The 20,629-nt window shown below is 54.4% G+C and carries 19 protein-coding genes; 11 read left to right on the top strand and 8 right to left on the bottom strand.

Annotated features, from left to right (window positions below; all coding sequences use genetic code 11):
* Nucleotides 1-521: 521 nt before the first annotated feature.
* Nucleotides 522-1,919 (bottom strand): type III PLP-dependent enzyme domain-containing protein, encoded by a 1,398-nt coding sequence (locus tag MUN86_RS16080; protein WP_245119083.1) that lies wholly within the window; start codon nucleotides 1,917-1,919, stop codon nucleotides 522-524.
* Nucleotides 1,920-2,278: 359 nt separating this feature from the next.
* Between MUN86_RS16080 and MUN86_RS16075 the strand changes: the two genes are divergently transcribed.
* The 7 genes from MUN86_RS16075 (at nucleotide 2,279) to MUN86_RS16045 (ending at nucleotide 9,941) form a co-directional block, all read left to right on the top strand.
* Nucleotides 2,279-3,253 carry an arginase gene (locus MUN86_RS16075; RefSeq protein WP_245119082.1) on the top strand — a complete coding sequence of 325 codons (975 nt, stop codon included), beginning with the start codon at nucleotides 2,279-2,281 and terminating at the stop codon, nucleotides 3,251-3,253.
* Nucleotides 3,254-3,795: 542 nt separating this feature from the next.
* Entirely contained in the window at nucleotides 3,796-5,589 is a 1,794-nt protein-coding gene (argS, locus tag MUN86_RS16070; protein WP_245119081.1) for an arginine--tRNA ligase, read from the top strand.
* 156 nt (nucleotides 5,590-5,745) lie between these two features.
* A complete protein-coding gene (locus tag MUN86_RS16065) occupies nucleotides 5,746-6,327 on the top strand; it encodes an LOG family protein (protein ID WP_245119080.1) in 582 nt (193 codons plus the stop codon).
* Nucleotides 6,328-6,498: 171 nt separating this feature from the next.
* Nucleotides 6,499-7,077, top strand: a complete 579-nt coding sequence (locus MUN86_RS16060; protein ID WP_280640527.1) for a glutathione peroxidase — start codon at nucleotides 6,499-6,501, stop codon at nucleotides 7,075-7,077.
* A gap of 102 nt (nucleotides 7,078-7,179) precedes the next feature.
* Nucleotides 7,180-8,118, top strand: coding sequence for a 1,4-dihydroxy-2-naphthoate polyprenyltransferase (locus MUN86_RS16055; RefSeq protein WP_245119079.1), 939 nt, complete (start codon nucleotides 7,180-7,182; stop codon nucleotides 8,116-8,118).
* Between the two features lie 128 nt (nucleotides 8,119-8,246).
* Entirely contained in the window at nucleotides 8,247-9,173 is a 927-nt protein-coding gene (locus MUN86_RS16050) for an NAD(P)/FAD-dependent oxidoreductase (protein WP_245119078.1), read from the top strand.
* A 177-nt stretch (nucleotides 9,174-9,350) separates the two neighbouring features.
* Complete coding sequence (locus tag MUN86_RS16045) at nucleotides 9,351-9,941, top strand: YdeI/OmpD-associated family protein (protein ID WP_245119077.1); 591 nt, start codon at nucleotides 9,351-9,353, stop codon at nucleotides 9,939-9,941.
* 63 nt (nucleotides 9,942-10,004) lie between these two features.
* Here the strand turns inward: MUN86_RS16045 and MUN86_RS16040 are convergent, their stop codons facing one another.
* Nucleotides 10,005-11,621 carry a DEAD/DEAH box helicase gene (locus MUN86_RS16040; protein ID WP_245125760.1) on the bottom strand — a complete coding sequence of 539 codons (1,617 nt, stop codon included), beginning with the start codon at nucleotides 11,619-11,621 and terminating at the stop codon, nucleotides 10,005-10,007.
* Nucleotides 11,622-11,783: 162 nt separating this feature from the next.
* Nucleotides 11,784-12,800, bottom strand: a complete 1,017-nt coding sequence (locus MUN86_RS16035; RefSeq protein WP_245119076.1) for a Gfo/Idh/MocA family protein — start codon at nucleotides 12,798-12,800, stop codon at nucleotides 11,784-11,786.
* A 162-nt stretch (nucleotides 12,801-12,962) separates the two neighbouring features.
* On the opposite strand from MUN86_RS16035, the gene MUN86_RS16030 reads away from it, so the two are divergent.
* The 4 genes from MUN86_RS16030 to MUN86_RS16015 all read left to right on the top strand — a co-directional run bounded on the left by MUN86_RS16030 (nucleotide 12,963) and on the right by MUN86_RS16015 (nucleotide 16,030).
* Nucleotides 12,963-13,703: a class I SAM-dependent methyltransferase gene (locus MUN86_RS16030; RefSeq protein WP_245119075.1), complete on the top strand. Its 741-nt coding sequence runs from the start codon at nucleotides 12,963-12,965 to the stop codon at nucleotides 13,701-13,703.
* Nucleotides 13,704-13,737: 34 nt separating this feature from the next.
* Entirely contained in the window at nucleotides 13,738-13,968 is a 231-nt protein-coding gene (locus tag MUN86_RS16025; RefSeq protein WP_245119074.1) for a hypothetical protein, read from the top strand.
* Nucleotides 13,958-15,070 carry a CaiB/BaiF CoA transferase family protein gene (locus MUN86_RS16020; RefSeq protein WP_245119073.1) on the top strand — a complete coding sequence of 371 codons (1,113 nt, stop codon included), beginning with the start codon at nucleotides 13,958-13,960 and terminating at the stop codon, nucleotides 15,068-15,070. Before MUN86_RS16025 ends, MUN86_RS16020 begins: the two co-directional genes overlap by 11 nt.
* A 132-nt stretch (nucleotides 15,071-15,202) precedes the next feature.
* Nucleotides 15,203-16,030, top strand: coding sequence for a hypothetical protein (locus MUN86_RS16015; protein ID WP_245119072.1), 828 nt, complete (start codon nucleotides 15,203-15,205; stop codon nucleotides 16,028-16,030).
* A gap of 198 nt (nucleotides 16,031-16,228) precedes the next feature.
* Here the strand turns inward: MUN86_RS16015 and trpS are convergent, their stop codons facing one another.
* The 5 genes from trpS to MUN86_RS15990 all read right to left on the bottom strand — a co-directional run bounded on the left by trpS (nucleotide 16,229) and on the right by MUN86_RS15990 (nucleotide 20,529).
* Nucleotides 16,229-17,206 (bottom strand): tryptophan--tRNA ligase, encoded by a 978-nt coding sequence (gene trpS / locus MUN86_RS16010; RefSeq protein WP_245119071.1) that lies wholly within the window; start codon nucleotides 17,204-17,206, stop codon nucleotides 16,229-16,231.
* Between the two features lie 90 nt (nucleotides 17,207-17,296).
* Complete coding sequence (locus tag MUN86_RS16005; RefSeq protein WP_245119070.1) at nucleotides 17,297-18,034, bottom strand: queuosine precursor transporter; 738 nt, start codon at nucleotides 18,032-18,034, stop codon at nucleotides 17,297-17,299.
* Between the two features lie 88 nt (nucleotides 18,035-18,122).
* Complete coding sequence (locus tag MUN86_RS16000; RefSeq protein WP_245119069.1) at nucleotides 18,123-19,034, bottom strand: ribonuclease Z; 912 nt, start codon at nucleotides 19,032-19,034, stop codon at nucleotides 18,123-18,125.
* A gap of 175 nt (nucleotides 19,035-19,209) precedes the next feature.
* On the bottom strand, nucleotides 19,210-19,584 hold the full coding sequence (locus MUN86_RS15995) for an STAS domain-containing protein (RefSeq protein ID WP_022825949.1): 375 nt from the start codon (nucleotides 19,582-19,584) through the stop codon (nucleotides 19,210-19,212).
* Between the two features lie 102 nt (nucleotides 19,585-19,686).
* On the bottom strand, nucleotides 19,687-20,529 hold the full coding sequence (locus tag MUN86_RS15990) for a DUF4198 domain-containing protein (RefSeq protein ID WP_245119068.1): 843 nt from the start codon (nucleotides 20,527-20,529) through the stop codon (nucleotides 19,687-19,689).
* Nucleotides 20,530-20,629: the final 100 nt, after the last annotated feature.

Raw genomic sequence — 20,629 nt, 5'->3', positions numbered from 1 at the left:
CAAGAGCTAAGACCTGCAAGGCCTAAAGCAACAAAAAGCAGAGCTGTTTTCATATATAAATGCAAATTATTGAATGTTTGAGTCAGGTCAAAAGGCTATACACTAACGCTTTCTGTGAAGGTAACGTTAACGAAACCCCGAAATTGTTCTGACCTTCTGAAGATACCCATTAAAGGCCTAAAAGCAAAAGGTCAGCTTCCGCATAAAGCAGAAGCTGACCTTTTTAGGTTCCGAAAGTCGGAATAGTATTTTCTACTCGGGCTTACTGACGGGCTGCGGGAGTAGTAGCCGTTGAGGCTGTAATAGGTGTAGAGACGCGGTTGGCGGCTTTCGTGCTAGAGTAAGCCGGGCACTGCGTTTTGTTGCATGCGCTTAAACCCAAAACGGCTACGGAAGCCAAAAGGAGTAGCTTTTTCATCATCAAGTAGTTGAATTGAATTTTATAGAAGAAGATCAGCCTCAAAAATAGGATTTTCCAGCGGGACAGCCAAGCCGTCCCGCTGGAAAATTAACTACTTTATTTATTGATAACCTAAGATGCGCATCATTGAAGCGCTGTCTTGCTTTTCAGCAAACACGCGGTCAGTTAACGTACCGTCTTCATCCCGATCCAAGATTACCAACTTAGGAGCCGGGATTAGGCAATGTTTGATGCCGCCGTAGCCGCTCAAGCTTTCCTGATAAGCACCGGTATGGAAGAAACCAACATACAAGGGCTGCTCGTCGGCGGGTTTGCGCTCGGGCAAGAAAACCTGATATATGTGCTTCTCAGCATTATAATAATCCTGTGAATCGCAGGTCAGACCACCCAACTGGCACCTTTTGTACTGCTTGTTCCAGCCATTGAGAGCCAGCATAATGAAGCGCTGGTTCAGAGCCCACGTGTCGGGGAGGTTGGTGATGAACGAGCCGTCAATCATGTACCACAACTCTTTGTCGTTCTGAAGTTTCTCGTCCAGAATAGAGTAAATAGTAGCGCCCGATTCGCCTACCGTGAAGATGCCAAACTCCGTGAAAACGTCTGGCTCCGGCACGCCTTCTTCCCCGCAGATGCGCTTGATGGTGCGCAGCACCTCGGCAATCATATAGGGGTAGTCGTACTCGGGCTGAATCGAGGTCTGGATGGGCAGGCCGCCCCCAATGTCGATGGTGGTCAGCGTGTCGCAGACCTTGCGCAGTTCGCAGTACTTGTGCACGAAGCGGCTCAACTCCGACCAGTAGTACGACGTGTCCTTGATGCCGGTGTTGATGAAGTAGTGCAGCATCTTCAGCTCGAAGCGCGGGTCGTCCTTGATGCGCTGCTGGTACAACGGAATGGCATCGGCGTAGCGGATGCCGAGGCGCGACGTATAGAACTGGAAGCGCGGCTCTTCGTCGGAGGCCAGACGCATGCCGAGGTTGCACTTCTCCCGCACGTGGTCGTGGTAGTACTGCACCTCGTTCGGCGAATCCAGGATGGGCATGCAGTTCACGAACCCGTCGTTGATGAGGTCGGTAATTTCTTGCTTGTATTCTTCGGGCTTGAAGCCGTTACAGATGATAAACGTGTCTTTGGAGACCTTGCCTTTGGCGTGCATGGCCCGAATGATGCTAATATCAAACCACGACGAGGTTTCGATGTGCACGTCGTTTTTGAGGGCTTCTTCTACCACAAATGAAAAGTGCGACGCCTTGGTGCAGTAGGCGTAAGAGTAGCGCCCCTGGTAGCCAGTCTGCTCGATTCCTTCTTTGAACCACTGCTTGGCGCGCTGAATTTGGGAACTTATGCGGGGGAGGTAGGCGATGCGCAGCGGCGTACCGTGCTTTTCTACCAGAGCCATCAGATCGATGTCGTGAAAGCGTAGTTCGTTCTGCTCTACGCTAAACTCCTGGCTCGGAAAGTCGAAAGTTTGGGAAATCAGGTCGTGATAGGTATCCATTGAAGGGTTTTAGGGGAGGCTTTTATAAGGGTAACTGTTATCCTGAACAGTCAACGAAGGAGCTTTCTCACGCGTGAACACGCCGTTGCTAGGACTTGTTCGGCGGATAATAATAAGATCATTCGCGAGGGCAGGTGAACCGATGAGGTTGGAGGAAACGGCCGCTGAGGTTGAATTTCTAAACTCGACGGCTTTTGTCGAACTTGCGACCCGCAAAGATACCCCTCCCATGGGGTTTTGGTTGTGCTATGTTCGTTGGTCCCGGCGGAAGGTCCGTCGTCGCCAAGCCTGACCGGGCTGTGTCCCGTCGTCAATCGGCCAGCATATAAACCACTCTAACTTTTTTTCTGCTATGTAATATGCGACGCATCAAGCTTTTGGAAGTTCGGTCCGAACTCGGAGCCGGTACCCGAGGCGCTAGTATGGGCGTTGATGCCCTGAAGGTGGCTTGCCTCAACAAAGGGTGCGACTACTTCCGCCGGTTTAATTCGGTTGTCGTACCCGACCTAAACCATGTGCTCTTTGAGCCCAACCTCTTTCCGTACGCCCGCCACATCGACTCGATTTACACCGTGCAGCGGGCCGTGGCCAGCGCCGTCGAGCAGACGCTACGCTTCGGAGAGTTTCCGCTGGTGCTGTCCGCCGACCACAGCAGCGCCAACGCCACCATTGCCGGCATCAAGGCCGCCTATCCGAACAAAACGCTAGGCGTTATCTGGATTGATGCCCACGCCGACATCCACTCGCCCTATACCACGCCCTCGGGCAATGTGCACGGCATGCCACTGGCCGCGTCCTTGGCCGAAGACAACCGCGAATGCCAGCGCCAACAGCCCGACCAGGAAACTGAATTCTTCTGGCAGCGCCTCAAAAACCTGAGCGTGCCCGGCCCGCGCCTGCGCCCCGAACACTTGGTGTATGTGGCCGTCCGCGACACCGAGCCTGAAGAAGAAGCGCTGATTGAGCGCCTGGGTATCCGCTGGATTCGCCTGCCCGAAATTCAGCAGAAAGGTTCCCGCCAACTTACCCGCGAAATCTATGAGCACCTGCGTTTCTGCGACATGGTGTACATTTCCTTTGATGTAGATAGCCTCGACGCAAGTTTCAGCCGGGGCACTGGTACGCCCGTAGCCGACGGCTTGTACTTGTCGGAAGGTGAAAACCTGTGCCAAGACCTGCTGGAAAACGAGCGGGTAGTGTGTTTCGAGATGGGCGAAATCAACCCCACTCTCGACAACGAAAACACCATGGCGAACAACGCTTTCAACATCCTGGAAAAAGCTACCGATGCTATTGAGCGCCGCCTGCGCATGGATGAAGTGGTGAGCAGGTAATAGCTTTAGTTCCCGCAATTGCCTGCTATGCCTCCTAAAATAGATATCCACGCAAGTTGGCATTCAACAATCAGAACGTCATGCTGAGCTTGTCGAAGCATCTCGCGTGCTGATGTTGCCAAACTAGTTCAACGATGCGAGCGAGATGCTTCGGCTCCGCTCAGCCTGACGTTCTTGTGGTAATGACAAAGATCCTGTTTGACTTTACTACCCTCTTCAGAAAGCATTAATAGAATTTAGTAGCAGAAAAGCAGATATCAGCTTGTGCTATTTTTTCCGTCTGCATCCGGCTGGGGTTTTTACCTTTGCAGCAGTGGAAGCCCGGCGCGGCTGCCCGTTCCTTTCTTATGAAGCAGATTTTCCGGAACCGAAATCAACGACGACTGTAGCGTAAGCCACGCTTGCTCCGCCAGACACCTAGGCTATATAGGGCCTTGCTAGCCATCGGCGCAAGATGCAGCTTACGCATCACCCGCCTTTTCGTCTCCTGAAATTCATCTTCCCGAAGCTGTTTTAGCTTCTTTTCAGCGTTCCGCTTTTCCGTGCAACAACTCGAACAGACCCTCAAAACTGCGCTCGGCGTGGCTTTTCAAAATGTATTTGGCACTGAGGTGCCCACCGCCCAACTCGTATTGCAGCCGACGCGCAAAGACTTTGCCGGCTCATTCACGCTGGTTACGTTTCCGTTCACCAAATCCCTAGGCAAAGGCCCCGAGCAAATCGGGCAGGCGGTAGGGGAGTGGCTGGTGGCCAACGAGCCGGCTGTCAAGGGCTTCAACGTAGTGAAAGGCTTTCTGAACCTGGAAATTGCCGATGCGCAGTGGCTGACTGTATTCGAGCAGTTGCGGCAATTGCCTGATGGCGCACCCGTAGCTACTGGCGGTCCGCAGAATGTGGTGGTGGAGTATTCGTCGCCCAACACCAACAAGCCGCTACACCTAGGCCACCTGCGCAACAACTTCCTCGGTTACTCGGTGGCCGAGATACTGAAAGCTACCGGCGCGACGGTCACCAAAGCCAATTTGGTCAACGACCGGGGTATTCACATCTGTAAGTCGATGCTGGCTTACCAACAGTATGGCCAAGGTGAAACGCCGCAGAGTGCCGGTATCAAGGGCGACCACCTTGCAGGCAAGTACTACGTGCTGTTCGAGAAGCATTACCGGGAGCAAATAAAGCAACTGGAAGCGGAGGGCGTAGCCACCGACATAGCCAAGCGGAAGGCTCCGCTGATGCTGGAGGCGCAAGACATGCTGCTGAAGTGGGAAGCCAACGACGAAGAAGTGGTAGGCCTGTGGAAGCAGATGAACGGGTGGGTGTACGAAGGCTTCGACGAAACCTACAAGAACATTGGCGTCAATTTCGACAAGTTCTACTACGAGTCGCAGACCTATTTGCTTGGCAAGGAGCGGGTGGAGGAAGGCTTGCAAAAAGGTGTGTTCTTTAAGAAAGAAGACGGTTCGGTGTGGGTGGACTTGCAAGCCGAAGGCCTCGACGAGAAGCTGCTGCTCCGCGCCGACGGCACTTCCGTCTACATCACCCAAGATCTAGGCACAGCCGAGCTGAAGTACCAGGATTTCCACTACGACCTGTCGGTCTACGTCATAGCCGACGAGCAGAACTACCACATGCAGGTGCTAAAGGCGGTGTTGGCCAAGCTCGGCAAACCCTACGCCGATGCTATTTATCACCTCAGCTACGGCATGGTAGATTTGCCGTCGGGCAAGATGAAAAGCCGGGAAGGTACCGTAGTAGACGCCGACGAGCTGGTGCGCGAAGTGGTGGAAGCTGCCAAGCAAGCCACACTGGAAAAAGGCAAGATTGAAGGCCTATCAGAAGAAGAAGCCGCGCAACTATTCCACATGCTCGGCTTGGGGGCACTCAAGTATTACCTGCTGAAAGTGGACCCCAAGAAGCGGATGCTCTTCAACCCCGAAGAATCGGTGAGCTTGGAAGGCCACACTGGCCCCTTTATTCAGTACAGCCACGCCCGTATTTCCAGCATTCTGCGCAAAGCTGCCGAGCAAGGCGTAGGGGTGGATGCCCCCTTGACCAGCCTCACGGAGATACACGACACCGAGCGGGAAATGATTCAGGAGCTAGGCCGCTATGCTGCCGTGGTGGCGGAAGCTGCCCGTGCGCAGTCGCCGGCTTTGGTAGCGCAGTATGCGTATGATGTGGCTAAGGCCTACAACCGCTTCTACACGGAAGTGCCCATCTTCATTGAGCCTGATGCGGCGAAGAAAGCTTTCCGCGTTGCGCTTTCTGCCCAAACGGCCCGCGCCATCAAGAGTAGCATGGGGCTGCTAGGCATCCAAGTTCCAGAGCGGATGTAGCATTTGGGGTAGAGCCATTCTTCTGCTCTTGCCGAATGTTCTTAACACAAGCCCTTGCCAATTGCATAATCGGTGAGGGCTTGTCGCTTCAATAAATCTCCCATTCCTAAATAGGAGGCCCAACTGTATACTGCGGCCCCCGAAAGATTGTTTCCCATGAAAAGCGTAGCTGTTTATTGCGGTTCCAGCGCCGGAACCAACGAAATCTACACCCAACAAGCGCATGAAATGGGCCGCTTATTGGTTGAGCGGAACATGACGCTGGTGTACGGCGGCGGCCGCGTGGGGCTGATGGGCACAGTGGCCGACAGCGTCATGCAGCACGGCGGCAAAGCCATTGGCGTCATCCCCGATTTCCTGGCCAACAAGGAATTAGCCCACAATGGTCTGACCGAGCTACACATCGTGAAGACCATGCACGAGCGTAAACTACTGATGGCTGACTTGGCGGAAGGGTTTGTGGCCATGCCCGGCGGTTACGGCACGTTGGAAGAGCTATTCGAGGTTCTGACTTGGGGCCAACTCGGCTTGCACCGTAAGGCCATCGGGTTGCTCAACGTGGAAGGCTACTACGACCACCTGCTCCGCGCCCTCAACCACATGGTGCAAGAAGGCCTGCTCCGCGCCGAAAATCGCCAGCAACTTCTCAACGACCCTACTCCCAATGGCATCATCGACCAGATGCTGGCCTATGTGCCCGTAGAAGTCCCGAAGTGGTTGAGCCCAAGCACGACCTGATCATCTTTTCAGACAACTAAAGCTATGGCAAAGCCCGGCGGGGCTGGCGGCAAAAACTTGGGCCTTCTCCAGCTGTTTAGTGCTAAAATCCCGGTTTATTTGTTTAGCTAACGAGGTACTGATTTGAATTTCAGCCAGGGCCACCAATAAATAATCTGCAACTTCTGTGATATGAAAAGCCTTTTTCTACTAGGAGTACTGGCCGCTTGCGGCCTTTCTTTTACTGTTTCCAACCCCTCTGCTAGCGTCCCCGCCATGACCGAAACCACTGCTCCGGCTACCGTGTACGATTTCACCGTTAAGGCCATTGATGGCAAAGACGTGAAGCTCAGCCAATACAAAGGCAAGAAGCTGCTCATCGTGAACACCGCCTCGGAATGCGGCTACACGCCCCAGTACAAAGAGCTGGAAGAACTCTATAAAAAGCACGGCGACAAAGTGACCGTACTCGGCTTTCCGGCCAACAATTTCGGTGGGCAGGAGCCCGGCACCAACGAGCAAATTTCCAGCTTCTGCGAGAAAAACTACGGCGTAACCTTCCCGCTCTTCTCGAAAATATCAGTGAAAGGCGACGACACGGCACCCCTCTACAAGTTTCTGTCGGATAAAGCAAAGAACGGCGCCGTGAGCGACGCACCAAGCTGGAATTTCTGCAAATATTTGGTTGACGAGCAGGGCCATGTAGTCGGCTTTTACCCATCTAAAGTGAAGCCGCTGAGCGAAGAATTGGTAGCGGCTATTTTGAAGTAAACCGCCGCTTTACGCAGTACCTTTGCATCCTCAAGCGTGGCTTTTGATCTGGCAGATGTCCTATCAAAGACCACGCGTGAGGATGACGCTTTTTATATCGTTATGACTTCCTCCAACCCCTCTTCCCCTGTCGCCTCAATCAGTCCTGCTAAGGCTTGGATTTCAGCTTTTCGGCCGCGTACACTGCCTTTGGCATTAGCTAGTATTCTCACGGGTGGTTTCCTGGCGGCGTCGCACGGTCAGTTCCGGGGCGAAGTAGTGGGATTGGCGGCCCTCACCACTATTCTGCTCCAAATCCTGAGCAACCTCGCCAATGACTACGGCGACTCGCAAAATGGGGCGGATAGTGTGCACCGCGAAGGGCCGCAACGGGCCGTGCAGAGCGGAGCCATTACACCCGAGCAAATGAAGCGTGGGATGGCTCTCTTTAGCGGCCTCTCGCTGCTGAGTGGTTTGACGTTGCTGTGGGTGGCACTTGGCACGGCGGGCGCCTGGATCTTTGTTACATTTTTCGTGCTCGGCCTAACGGCCATTTGGGCTGCAGTGAACTATACGGCAGGCTCTAAGCCCTACGGCTACGCAGGCCTCGGCGACTTATCAGTGTTTATATTCTTTGGCATTGTGGGCGTGTGTGGCACCTATTTCTTGCAAACCCGCACGCTGCCGTTGGGTGTGCTCTTGCCTGCCGCTGCCCTAGGCTGCTTCGCTACGGCTGTGCTCAACGTGAACAACATCCGGGACATTCGCTCCGATGAGCTAGCCGGCAAAATCACGATTCCCGTGCGGCTAGGCCCATCCCATGCCCGCCGTTACCACTGGCTGCTGTTGCTGCTCGGGTTTGGAAGCGCAGTGGTGTACGTGGCGCTGTCGTATCATTCGGTGTGGCAGTGGCTGTTTGTGCTGGCGGCGCCGCTGCTACTCTTCAACGCCCGGGCCGTGTGGCAGCGCCAAGATTCTATGCAACTCGATCCGCTGCTCAAGCAAATGGCACTAAGCACACTCGTGTTCACCCTGCTATTTGGAATAGGACAAGTCATATAGCTCACTAAGCAGCAAGATAGAAACCGGCCCCGGCCGGTTTTTTTGTGCGCTAATTTTATTTGCAACATAGTTGCGAAATAATTGAATGAATTATATTTGCATCATTGTTGCATTTAAAAACAGGTACTATGAATTTATACGACGTCATCATTGTAGGAGGGAGCCACGCTGGATTAAGCACCGCCATGACACTAGGGCGCTCTTTGCGCCGTGTGCTTGTGATCGACAACAACCAGCCTTGCAACCGCCAAACACCCTACTCTCACAACTTTCTGACCCGCGACGGAGAAACGCCGGCTACCATAGCAGCTATTGCGCGGGAGCAGGTGCTACGTTATCCGACGGTGACGCTGCAAACGGCCACGGTGGTAGGTGCAGCAGCAGTGGAGGACGGATTTGAGGTGACAACCGCCGTAGGAGAGGTACTGCAAACTCGAAAATTGTTGCTCGCTACCGGCCTAAAGGACGAAATGCTACCTATTACAGGCTTTGCCGAATGTTGGGGTATTTCGGTGCTGCACTGCCCCTATTGCCACGGTTACGAGGTGCACGGCGACAAACTAGGTATTCTTGCCAATGGGAACACCGCCGCAGAGCTTGTAAGTCTGATCTATAACTGGAGCCGCGACTTAGTGTTGTTTACCAACGGCCCTGCCGATTTCACTGCCGAACAAATAGCTAGCCTTCAGGCTCGTAAGGTTCAGCTAGTGGAAACGCCAATAGTTGAACTAGAGCATAGCAACGGCCGCTTGCACACAGTGCGTACCACCGATGGAATTGCTTATGCGCTGCACGCCATTTTTGCTCGCGTCCCGTTCCGTCAGCACAGCGACTTAGCCGCGCAACTCAACTGTACTCTCACCGACAACGGCCTCATTCAGGCCACCGAATTCGGTGAAACCAACGTGCCTGGTTTATTCGCGGCCGGCGACAACACCACGCTTATGCGACAAGTAGCCTCAGCCGTAGCTAATGGCACTAAAGCCGCCGCTTGGATCAATAAGGAGTTAATACAGCAAGGCGTATACAGCCCCGCAGCCATTCTGCAAGACTAGCGAACGAGCCGGCCTTAGAAAGGTGAGAAAATAATTCTCTGAGAGCCTTGAACGGTGTAGTGACGCTACATTGTGTCTTTCTGCACCGTTCATCCACTTAACTACAGTGGTTTTCAGAAGAGGAGACTATGCTTTTGCTGCTAAGCAAGTTATGTTTGTGGTGATATAGCTTTAGCCATGGCCAACGTCCTCGACCAACTTGCAACGTTTCATCCGCTAACTCTCTCGGAATGGCAGCAGTGGTTAGCCGCGCACTACACCAACTCGCCGGGAATCTGGCTGGTGTATTACAAGAAAGCTAGTGGTAAGCCCCGCGTCAGCTACGATGATGCCGTGGAAGAGGCCCTTTGCTACGGGTGGATTGACGGCCAAGCCCGTCGCCTCGACGATGAGCGGTCTATGCTACTGTTTACACCGCGCAAACCACGTAGCGTGTGGTCGAAGCCAAACAAGGAACGGGTAGTAAAACTGATAGAAGCAGAGCGCATGCTGGAAGCAGGTTTGCTGAAAATCAACATCGCCAAGCAAAACGGCTCCTGGGACGCCCTAACCGACAGCGATGCACAACTTGTTCCACCTGACCTAGCCGAGGCTTTGGAGGCAAATCAAATTGCTCAGCAGTATTTCACTGGCTTCAGCCCCTCAGCGCAGAAGAACATTTTAGCGTGGATTTCAAGCGCTAAACGCCCCGAAACCCGTGCCCAACGGGTGCTGGCAACAGTAATTTGCGCCGCTGAGAACAAGAAAGCTAGTCCTTACTATAAGTGATGGTTTCTGGTAAGGCATAAAAGAAAAAGCTCCCAATAAATCGGGAGCTTTTTCTTTTATGCCTTACTCTGCACTTGGAGTCGCAGGAACAACGGTTGGGGCTTCGGAAGCCGTGCCGGATGGTCCGCCTTCCGGGCGCGGACCGCGGCCTCCACGGTTACGCCCGCCCCGCTTGCGCCGGCGTTGGCCTTCCGCGCCTTCGGCACGGGGCTCTTGGGCTTGGTCTGCGCCTTCCTTCAGTTCACCTTGTGGGCGAGGCGCACGGGGCTCACGCGGCGGCCGGGCTTCTCTGGCTTCACCTTCTGGCCGCGGCGCACGGGGTGGGCGCTCATAAGGAACAGATGGTGCCTGACCCGCATCCAGCGCGGCTAGCGCGGCTTGAGCTTTGGCTATGCGCTCCTGGTGCTTGGGATCTTTGGGGTCGGGAGCACCAGAGCGAGCCGGACGGTTGCCGTCGCGGCCGCCGCTACGGGGGGCACGGTCGCCTTCCGGACGGGGGCCTCGGTCGCGGTTGCCACCGCCGGAGCGGCCACCCCGTTCGGGCCGGCCGCCAACTTTGCCATGTAAGCCAGCAAATCGTTTTGGGTCGAACTCTGGAGCCGGGCCTAAACCTAACTCTTCGGTGATGCTCTGCTTCTCTACTTCACGCTCGATCAGCTTTTCAATCTTCACTACTCGATCCTGGTCTTGGTCGGCAATGAAGGTGATGGCCGTGCCTTTGGTGGCCGCGCGGGCCGTACGGCCAATGCGGTGCACGTAGTCTTCGGCGGCGCGCGGGATGTCGTAGTTCACCACGTGGCTCAACGAATCAATGTCGATGCCGCGGCTGAGTACGTCGGTCGCCACGAGGATAGGAAACTTCTTGTTCTTGAAGTCACGCATGATTTGCTCGCGCTCCTCTTGCGTGCGGTCCGACGAAATCCCTTGGGCTTCGTAGCCGAGCTTGCTGATGGCCCGTACAATGCCGGCTACCGCTGCTTTCTGGCTAGTGAAGAGCACCATGCTCTGCACATCCTGGGTTTTGATGATGTGTTCGAGCAAATAAATCTTCTGGCGGTCGAAAGCCATGTAGAACTGCTGGTCGATGCCAGCAGCAGGCTTGGATACAGCCAGCCGGATTTCCTCGGGCTCGTTGAGAATCTGCTTGGAGAAGTCCCGAATTTTGCTGGGCATGGTGGCCGAGAACAGCAGCGTCTGCCGCTTTTTGGGCAGCTGACGCACGATGTTCAAGATGTCGTCGGAGAAGCCCATGTCCATCATCTTGTCGGCTTCATCAAGCACCAGATACTTCAGGGTGTCGAACTTCACGTAACCCATTTGCAAGTGCGCAATCAGGCGGCCGGGGGTAGCAATAATGATGTCGGCGCCGCTGGTGAGGGCACGCTTTTGCTGCTCCCAGTTCTCGCTCTTGCCACCGCCGTAGATGGCGATGCTGCTGGCTTCTACAAAGTAGCCAAAGCCCGTTACTTGCTCGTCGATTTGGGTGGCCAGCTCGCGCGTAGGCACCAGAATAAGCGTGGAAGTCGTGCCGTGTTTGGCATGCGAAATCTTGTCGAGCAGCGGCAGTAGATAGGCGGCGGTTTTGCCGGTACCCGTTTGCGCGCAGGCAATCAAGTCTTTTCCTTCGATGATCTTGGGAATGGCCTGCTCCTGAATCGGAGTGGCATTCTGATAATTCATGGCGTCCACGCCGGCCAGTAGGTCGTCGTGGAGGTTGAACTCGTGAAACGTCAAGGTGTAGCGAATTAAGATGAATAAATGGCTGACCTTGCTTTCCCGGTCAGCTGAACCGCTTGTATTACTGTAGCAAAGATAGGAGAAACGGCGGCGGCAGCGCTCAGCTTACGATTCGAGGATTTGTAACTGCATCCGCAGATCTTCTTCCCGAATTGGATAAGGCTGGTTGAACCGAATAGCTTGATACACGGCCTCGAACAAGCCCATATAATCGCCGCGCAGAGGCGCCATGGGCGTCACGGTTTTTTCGCCCGTTTCACTCATTGTAGTTAACGTGCCCACGGCCTCTAGTGGTTCCACACCGTAGGCATCGTCAAGTGGCGAAAGGCCACCGTCTAGTTGGGTTTCTTGCACATCGGTGCGACCTTTGCGTAGGCTACCACGGGTGCCGTGCAGCACGTAGGCTGGGCCAGGGTCGGCTACCAGCAGGCTAGTCGTCAGATATACGTTCAGGCCATTCGGGTAAAGCAGATGCACCTGGAAATAGTCGGTCACGCGGGAGTTGGGGCGGAAGCTGCCGAACGTCCGGCGAAACTCCGAAGGAGGGCCAAACAAGCTGAGAGCCTGGTCGAGGATGTGCGGCCCTAGGTCGTAGTTGAGGCCGGCGCCCGGCGTGGTGGGTTCTTCCTTGAAGACTTTGGTATGGATGGCTGCTTTGTATCGGTCGAAGCGGATGTGAACTTCAATCAACTGCCCAAGTTGGCCGCTTTCCACCACTTGCCGCACGGCCATAAAGTCGCTGTCCCAGCGCCGGTTCTGGTAGCCAAACACATGGCGATTCATTTCGCGTCCCAGCGCGTACAGCGCATCAATATCGGCGGCCGAAGTGCCTACCGGCTTTTCAATAAGCACATGCTTGCCGGCCCGCAAGGCGTCCATGGCCAAGCTGAAATGCGAATCATTGGGCGTATTCACCACGACTAGCTCAATAGCTGGGTCGTTGAGCAAGTCCGGTACGCTGTCGTAGCTGATAACGTGCGGATAGGTGGCTTGCATCTGCTTGCGGCTGCGCTCCACCACGGCCCGCAGTTCGAAGCCAGCATACGCGGCCAGAAAAGGCGCGTGAAATATCCGCCCCGACATACCGTAGGCGAGCAAACCAGTTTGAATAGGTGCCGTCATTTCGTTTTATGCTATTGATTCTTTGTTTTTCCAGAAGGCGTACGCAAAACCTACAACAAGGAAGGTAGAGCATCGACGCAGAATTATGCACCTTACAGCGTTAGCCATCACGCGCTAGTTCACGAAGTGCCTCCCGAACCACAAGAAACGAATAACGAAACTATGCTCGACCGTTTCTCTGCCCAAGCCGAACTATACGCCCGTTACCGCATCGATTATCCGCCGGAGCTGTACGAGTTTCTGCTGGCTTACACCCCGCACCGCGGGCAAGCGTGGGACTGTGCTACGGGCAACGGGCAAGTAGCCGTGGTGCTGGCCGAGCATTTCCAGCACGTGCACGCCACCGACATCAGCACCGCTCAGCTGGCTCAGGCTCCAGTTCGCCCCAATATCACCTACCAGGTGTCTCCTGCCGAACACACGCCCTTAGCAGCCGCTTCCATGAATTTGATAACGGTAGGGCAAGCCGTGCATTGGTTCGACGCCGACGCCTTCAACCAAGAGGTGCGCCGCGTAGCACGACCCGGCGCTACGGTGGCCGAATGGGGCTACGGCTTAGTGCAAGTGCACGAAACCTTGGATCCGCTCATCCGGCGGTTCTACGCCGAAACCATGCGACCGTATTGGGACGAAAACCGATGGCATATCGACGATGAATATGCTCGCATTTTGTTTCCGTTTGAGGCGGTACAGCACGCGCAGTTTCTGGTGCAGCGGCAGTGGTCGGCGGAGTGGTTTCTGAATTACCTGCGCACTTGGTCAAGCGTGGTGAAGTACGAAAAGCAGCACGGCCAGGACCCGGTGCTGCTCATTGCCGACCAACTGACGCAGCTATGGGGCCAGCAGCAGCGGGAAGTACGATTTCCGGTGTTTTTACGGTTGGGCAGGGTGGAAAGTCTGTAGCCCGAAGTGATACTAACTAATTACCTTGCTTGACATGGACGATTATTTCGGACTAGAAATTCCACCAGGCTGGAAGACAGGCGTGGAAGAGGTTTCCAACAACGTCTACAAAGTAGAGCTTCGGAATACCAACGAGCAAGTGGCTGGTGACACTAGCCATGATTTGAAAGCATCTCTGGAAAAATGTATTCAGGCCGCTCTAGAAATTGATGTGCAAATGAAACACCTGAGCAAGGGTATCGCACGTGCAAGAGGTGAATACTAAGCTACCCTTCCAGGGTCTCTTCGTTCTTGAACTTGCCTCGGTGCTGGCCGGGCCACAGGTGGGGCAATTTTTTGCCGAACTTGGGGCAGAGGTGCTGAAAGTGGAACCGCCCACTGGCGACGTTACTCGCTCTTGGCGCACCCCCGCCGAAGCCCAAGACACCACTGTCTCTGCGTATTTCAGCTGTGCCAATTGGGGCAAGCAATCCGTCGTGCTGGACTTGACTACCGCTGAAGGGCTTGCCGAAGTGCACCGCCTGGCAGCCCGCGCCGACATCGTACTGGTAAGTTACAAGCCCGGCGATGCCGAGAAACTTGCCGTGGACTATGCTACGCTAGCCGCCTTGAATTCGCGTCTGATATATGGCCACATCACCGGCTATGGGCCCGCTTCGTCGCGTGCTGGTTACGATGCGGTGCTACAGGCCGAAACTGGCTTTATGCATCTGAACACCTTACCCGGGCAAGAACCGCTCAAAATGCCCGTAGCCTTGGTAGACTTGCTGGCCGCGCATCAGCTTAAAGAAGGATTGCTCACGGCGCTTTACCAGCGCGAGAAAACAGGCAATGGCGCTTTGGTGGAAGTATCGTTGTTGAACAGCGCATTGGCCTCATTGGCCAATCAAGCTGCCACCTACCTCGTAACGAGCCACGACCCGCAGCCAATGGGCTCGGGCCACCCGAGTATAGTTCCGTACGGCACCGTGTACGAAGCAGCGGATGGGGTGCGGCTGTTGCTGGCTGTTGGCGCCGACCGGCAGTTTCAGCATCTGTGCAGCGTGTTGGCCCGGCCAGAATGGGCCCTGGACGCACGCTTTGCTACCAACAGCGCCCGCGTAGCACACCGCACGGAACTAGAGCAAAAGTTGCGCGAACAAATAGCTGCAGTAAGTGGTGCCACCTTGCTACAAGAGTTAGAGCAACGGCTGGTGCCGGCTGGCGCTGTGCGCACAATAGGGGAGGCCCTGAGCCACGAGTCAGCGCGGGATATGCTGTTGCCGCCAACCAGTGATTTCCCGCACCCTGGACTGCGCACGGTGGCTTTTCAGAGTAGTGGTTGGCCTACAGTTGAGCGGTTGCCTGCGCCTCCTGCATTGCTCTAGTGCGTAGAAGATGCCATGCAACTGAAACTACTAGTTTGCTACTTTACGTAGGTAAATAGTACTTGCCTAAGTTAAATTTCCTGATTCAACTTGTCGTACCGCCACTTATGGGGTGCGTTATTCTCCTACTGAATGGCTAAGAAGAAGAAAGAGCCCGTCCTCATCGATACCCCAACCGACGACGGTATGCCCGGTGCGCCGCAGGCACCAGCCACCACGGGTTCTACCAACACCGACAATGCGGCTCCAAATGCCGCCGGTGAGCCCGCCGATGCGCCCGCCGACCGCCTCGACCAGATTTTTGAAGGCCTCAAGCAAAAATCCTCGGCCAAGCAATCCATCTACCGCAACACCATGTCCACGTTCGACCTGTTGCGGAAAGTGACGCAGGAACTGGTAGTGGAACTGAGCCGCAAGATCACACCCGTCGATTCCACGGTCATCATCGAGTACCGCCCCATCAACGACATGGAGTTCCATATCCGATTCTCCGGCGACTTACTGGTGTTCGTCATGCACTCTAACATCGTCACGTTCCCCGAGGAGTACGGCCCTATGCCCACTAAATATGTGGAAGCTGATTTCCGCCGCCGGTTCTTCGGGCACATTATGGCGTACAATTTCATGGCCGACAGCATCAAGTACCAGCGCATGAACGACCCGGGCTATTTGGTCGGGCGTTTGCTTATCAACATCGACAACCACTACTTTTTGGAAGGCGTGCAGCAACTCGAACTGCCTGACAATGACATGTCTGACAACGTAGTGACGGCCGAGGGGATGAAGCTATTTGTGGAAAGCGCCATGATTGCCGCCGTCAACAACGACCTCATTGCGCCGCCACTCGACGATATTCAGAAGATATCGGTAAAGCAAAAACTGGAAAACCAGCAAGTCAGCCGCCCAAGCAAAGTGGGCTTCAGCTTCTCCCACGAACAGCAGTTGCACCACATTCTGTAATGAAAGTAGCGGCTGCGCAAAAGAACGTCATGCTGAGCGGAGCCGAAGCATCTCGCGTGCTGACGTTGGTTTAGTAATCAGGCCTCAGCACGCGAGATGCTTCGACTCCGCTCAGCATGACAGTTACTTTGACAGCAGCAACCTGCAAGAGGATCCGGCCCCACTCAAAACAACGGTCTATTTCACTCAAGGAGTAACTTACCGCCGCAGGTAGCCTACTTTCTCTCGCACTTTATTCAGCACTTCTGAGCCGTACGCTTGCGCTTTGCGGGCGCCTTCGGCAAGACGCGCATCTACTTCGGGTAGGTTGTTCATGTAAAACTTGAACTGCTCCCGCTCGGTAGCGAACCGGCGCAAGATTACCTCGTAGAGTGCCTGTTTGGCATGGCCGTAGCCATAGCCGCCGGCCAAGTAACGGGCGCGCATGTCGGCGATTTCGTCCGCAGTAGCGAGTAACGAGTATAGCTTGAAGGTGATGTCGGTATCCGGGTTCTTAGAGGCTTCAAGCGGAGTGCTGTCCGACACGATGCCTTTGATGGTTTTAAGCAAGGCTTTATCGTCGACGAAAATGTCGATGATGTTGCCGTAGCTCTTGCTCATTTTCTGGCCATCAATGCCGGGCACGGTCATCAACTGCTCATCCACTCGGGCTTTAGGCAATACAAAAGTTTCGCCGTAGCAGTTGTTGAAGGCGGAGGCAATGTCGCGGGTAATTTCCAGGTGCTGAATCTGGTCTTTACCTACGGGCACTACGTCGGTGTTGTAGAGCAGAATATCGGCTGCCATCAACACCGGGTACATAAACAAACCTGCTCTTACATCCGAGAGCCTATCCGACTTGTCTTTGAACGAGTGTGCATTGGCCAGCATCGGGTAGGGCGCAAAGCACGAGAGATACCAAGCTAGCTCAGTCACTTGCGGTACATCCGATTGGCGGTAGAATAAGTTCTTCTCGGTATCGAAGCCGCAAGCTAGCCACGACGCGGCTACGGCGTACGTGTTCTGGCGCAGCAATTCCGCGTCGCGCACGGTGGTCAGAGTGTGTAAATCAGCAATAAAGTACAACGACTCATTGGCTGCACTTTTCGACAGCTCTACGGCCGGAAGGATTGCGCCGAGTAGGTTGCCAAGGTGCGGGCGGCCTGTGCTCTGGATGCCGGTAAGAATGCGGGACATGGAATAGTTGTTAAGTACATGTTGTCAATTGGCGGTTTTACAGCTGCTGAATAGCTGGCAACTGATACCCTACAACGAACAACCTGAAGTTTATACGCTCACATTGGCAGTGGCCTCTTGCTGTAGCTCGGTGGTAGCCTCTTCGCCTAAATACCGGTCAATCAGGAAATGGGCGAGGTAGAGCACAGGCGTAAGCAAGATTGCAGCGGCGAATTTATACCAGTAATTGGTGTTCGCCACGTTTAGCACTTGGTCAAGTGTCCAGTTGCCAAATAAGTAGAAGGCCACGTACAGCACCACAAACGAGTCGACGAGCTGCGAGATGAGCGTGGAGCCGGTTGCGCGCAGCCACACGTAGCGGCCTTTGGTAGCGCGTCGTATGGCTTGAAACACGGTAGCATCCAGTACCTGCCCAATACCAAACGCTGTGATGGAGCCGGTGATGATACCCAATCCCTGCCGGAATATGCTTTGATAAGCAAAATCGATGTTGAAGGGCCGACCTTGCGGATCGGTTTTGTTTACGTCCAGCCAGAACGCCGCGGGTGGCAGCTTGGTGGTAACGTAAATCACGATGAAGGCAAACAGAATTAGGGCCACTGTGAGGTAACTCACGCGCAACACGCCGGCCCGCCCGAAATACTCGTTGATGATGTCCGTGGTGACAAATACTACGGGCCAGATCAGCACCCCGGCCGTAAGGTTGCCAGGCAAACCCATCAGGGCTTCTACCGAAAAAATCTTCACTCCAATGATTTCAGCCAGTAACGCATTTACAATGAAAATGCCGCTGAGAACCAAGTAGAGCTGCTGCTTCTTATGAAACATGGTAGTTAAAGGTCTGCATGAAGGACACTTGGCCGTAAGTAAGTTATAGAACGGAAGCGGACGGCCTGTCTGTGCAACTGTTTCAGTGTTACACGCTCACCGTCAAGCCTTCCGTAGCCAATTCAGTCCACTCGAACATACTTTGCGCTTCGGCCAACAGCGGGTTTAAGTCGCGGTAACGGCTAGAGAAGTGGCCGATAAGCAGCCGCTGCACTTGGGCCCGGCGAGCTAGCAAGCCAGCCTGGCGAGCCGTGGAGTGATGCGTAGTTAAGGCCCGGTCGCGCATCTCGTCCAGGAACGTGGCCTCGTGATAAAGCAAATCGACGCCGTGTACTAGGTCGGCGAGGCTTTCGGTGTAGAGAGTATCGGAGCAGAAAGCGTAACTGCGAGGCGCCTTGGGCTCGGTGGTTACCTCGAAGTTGTGAACCAGCACGTTGCCAGCCTCGTCGAATACATCTTCACCGAGCGTAAGGCCCGTGAGTTGGGCCGGGGTGAGGCCCGCTGGTAGCTTCTCCTTGACCAGTGGCCGCCGCTTGGGCAATTCCCGAAACAGATAGCCACAGCACGGAATCCGGTGCCGCATAGGCAGTGTGTGCACCGTCACGTGTTTGTCTTCGTAAACCAGAGCGTGCTGTGTGGTATCAACCACCGTAAAATTCAGCTCAAAACTTAGTTGGGTGAACGAATGCCGGAACTGCATGGTCAGCACTTCATCGAGGCCGCTAGGGCCAAAGAGTTGGAGCGGCTCGGTGCGGCCGTTGAGGTGCATGGTACCGAGCAAGCCAAACAACCCAAAATAATGGTCACCGTGCAGGTGAGAAATGAAAATGGTTTGGATGCGTTGATGGCGCAACTTGTACTCCATCAGGCGGCTTTGGGTGCCTTCGCCGCAGTCAATTAAGTACTGCGCGTTGCCCACGGTTAGTACCTGCGCCGTCTGGTGCCGGTCGAGAAAAGGCGTCGCCGACGCGCTACCCAAAATTTTCAGCTCAAACTCCATGTAAATTGATGAATGGTTGACTTGTTAAATGGCTGCCTGTTCAACGAGCCGTTTGAACGGGCAGCCATTTAACAAGTCAACCATGCAGCCATTCAACCATAAAAAGCAAATTGGTTGCCTGTTGTCAGTTACGGGAACCTGACAACTGACAACCAACAACTGATACCTCGAACCCCTATTCCTTGCTGGTCAGGTCACGCTCAATGGCGTGCAGGAAAATCCGGTCAATGCCTTCTTCCACGGTGGGCAGGATGTGCAGTACCGATTCGAGCTTGCTGATGGTGATAAGCTTCATTACGTGGTCTTGCAGACCAGTGAGTACCAACAAACCACCCGTAGAATTGCACAACCGGTTGGCAATCAGAATGGAGCTGAGGCCTGACGAGTCGGTGTACTTCACGTTGGTGAGGTCCAGAATCAGGTTGTTGATGCCTTCGGCATTCAGCTTCACAAATTCCGATTTCAGATCTGGAGCTACAGTTGTGTCTAGCTTCTTCTCGTCAATCGTAATTATCGTGTACGTTTCCTTTTTATCAATCGAGTACTTCATACCGTCGGTGGTTCGGGGTTTTTAGGGAGTTGCGAAGGTAACAAAAAAATGTTCGTTGGCAGCGTGTTCAGATACCAACAAGAGAGGTTTAATAAGGCTGCATCAACGGCTGGAAATTCCCCTGAAACCGAACGTAAGGGTGCTCCAATTACTTTGCCAATCTGCTTCTGGTAGCTTTGTAGTCACCATTCGCACGGCACTTACCATAAACTGACCAGGGTTGGATAATCGAAACAACACACGGCCGTTTTGGTTACTGTAAAGCCGGATAATTTTTACTGGCTGACCCACGGACCGTTGCCATACTTGTACCAGTTGGCCGGCCTTCGGTTGGCCATCGGCCAGCACTCGAATAGTAAGCGAGTTTCCGACTCGGAGTGTGTACGGATTTTGCTCGGGTACCAGTTCTAGAGGCATGCCCGTCGGTCGGCTCCAAGCCCGTGCAGTATCCGTAGTGACTGGGTTGCCTACCTGCACCAACAATTTAGTGCAGCGGCTGTAGGCTTCTCGGCCGGGTATGTTAAGCGCGCCGCGCTGTTGGCGCTGCAACAAGATGTAGTCGAGGCCATCCTCCTTTAAGTAGGCGTTGAATTTTTCGGCCTCAAGCGTGATGAAAGCATTATTGGTGGCAAGAACAACCATGTGAGTGCCGGGTTGCGCAAACGTGACGTTCGGCTGTAGCGTATCGCCGGTTGTGGCCTTGGCTAGAAGGTCTTCTACACCAAGCGGCGTGTAATGCACTAGGCGAGTAACGCGGCTGCTTTTGCCTGCCCACCGCTGGCCAGTGAAGTTTTCGCCTACGAAAACGGGTAGGTTGAGCGTGGTACCCGGCGCTACAAAAGACTGGAGTGGCATCAGCCAGAACTCGTGCGCCGCGGCCATAAAGGCAGCTGTGGCAAAGAACAGGACGGCAGCGTACTTCTTGTACAAGTGGGTGGTAGGCAAACAGAAAAGAATGTTGCTGCGAATTGAGAATTCGGTTAGCCTTTATAGAAAGCTAGGCCTGATTACGAAGGAGTTCAGAACCTGATTAAGTCTGCCCCAC

This window comes from Hymenobacter volaticus (assembly GCF_022921055.1).
GTDB classification, from domain to species: Bacteria; Bacteroidota; Bacteroidia; order Cytophagales; family Hymenobacteraceae; genus Hymenobacter; species Hymenobacter volaticus.
The sequence above is the reverse complement of the archived record's forward strand: the minus strand, read 5'-3'. Positions and strand labels throughout refer to the sequence as shown.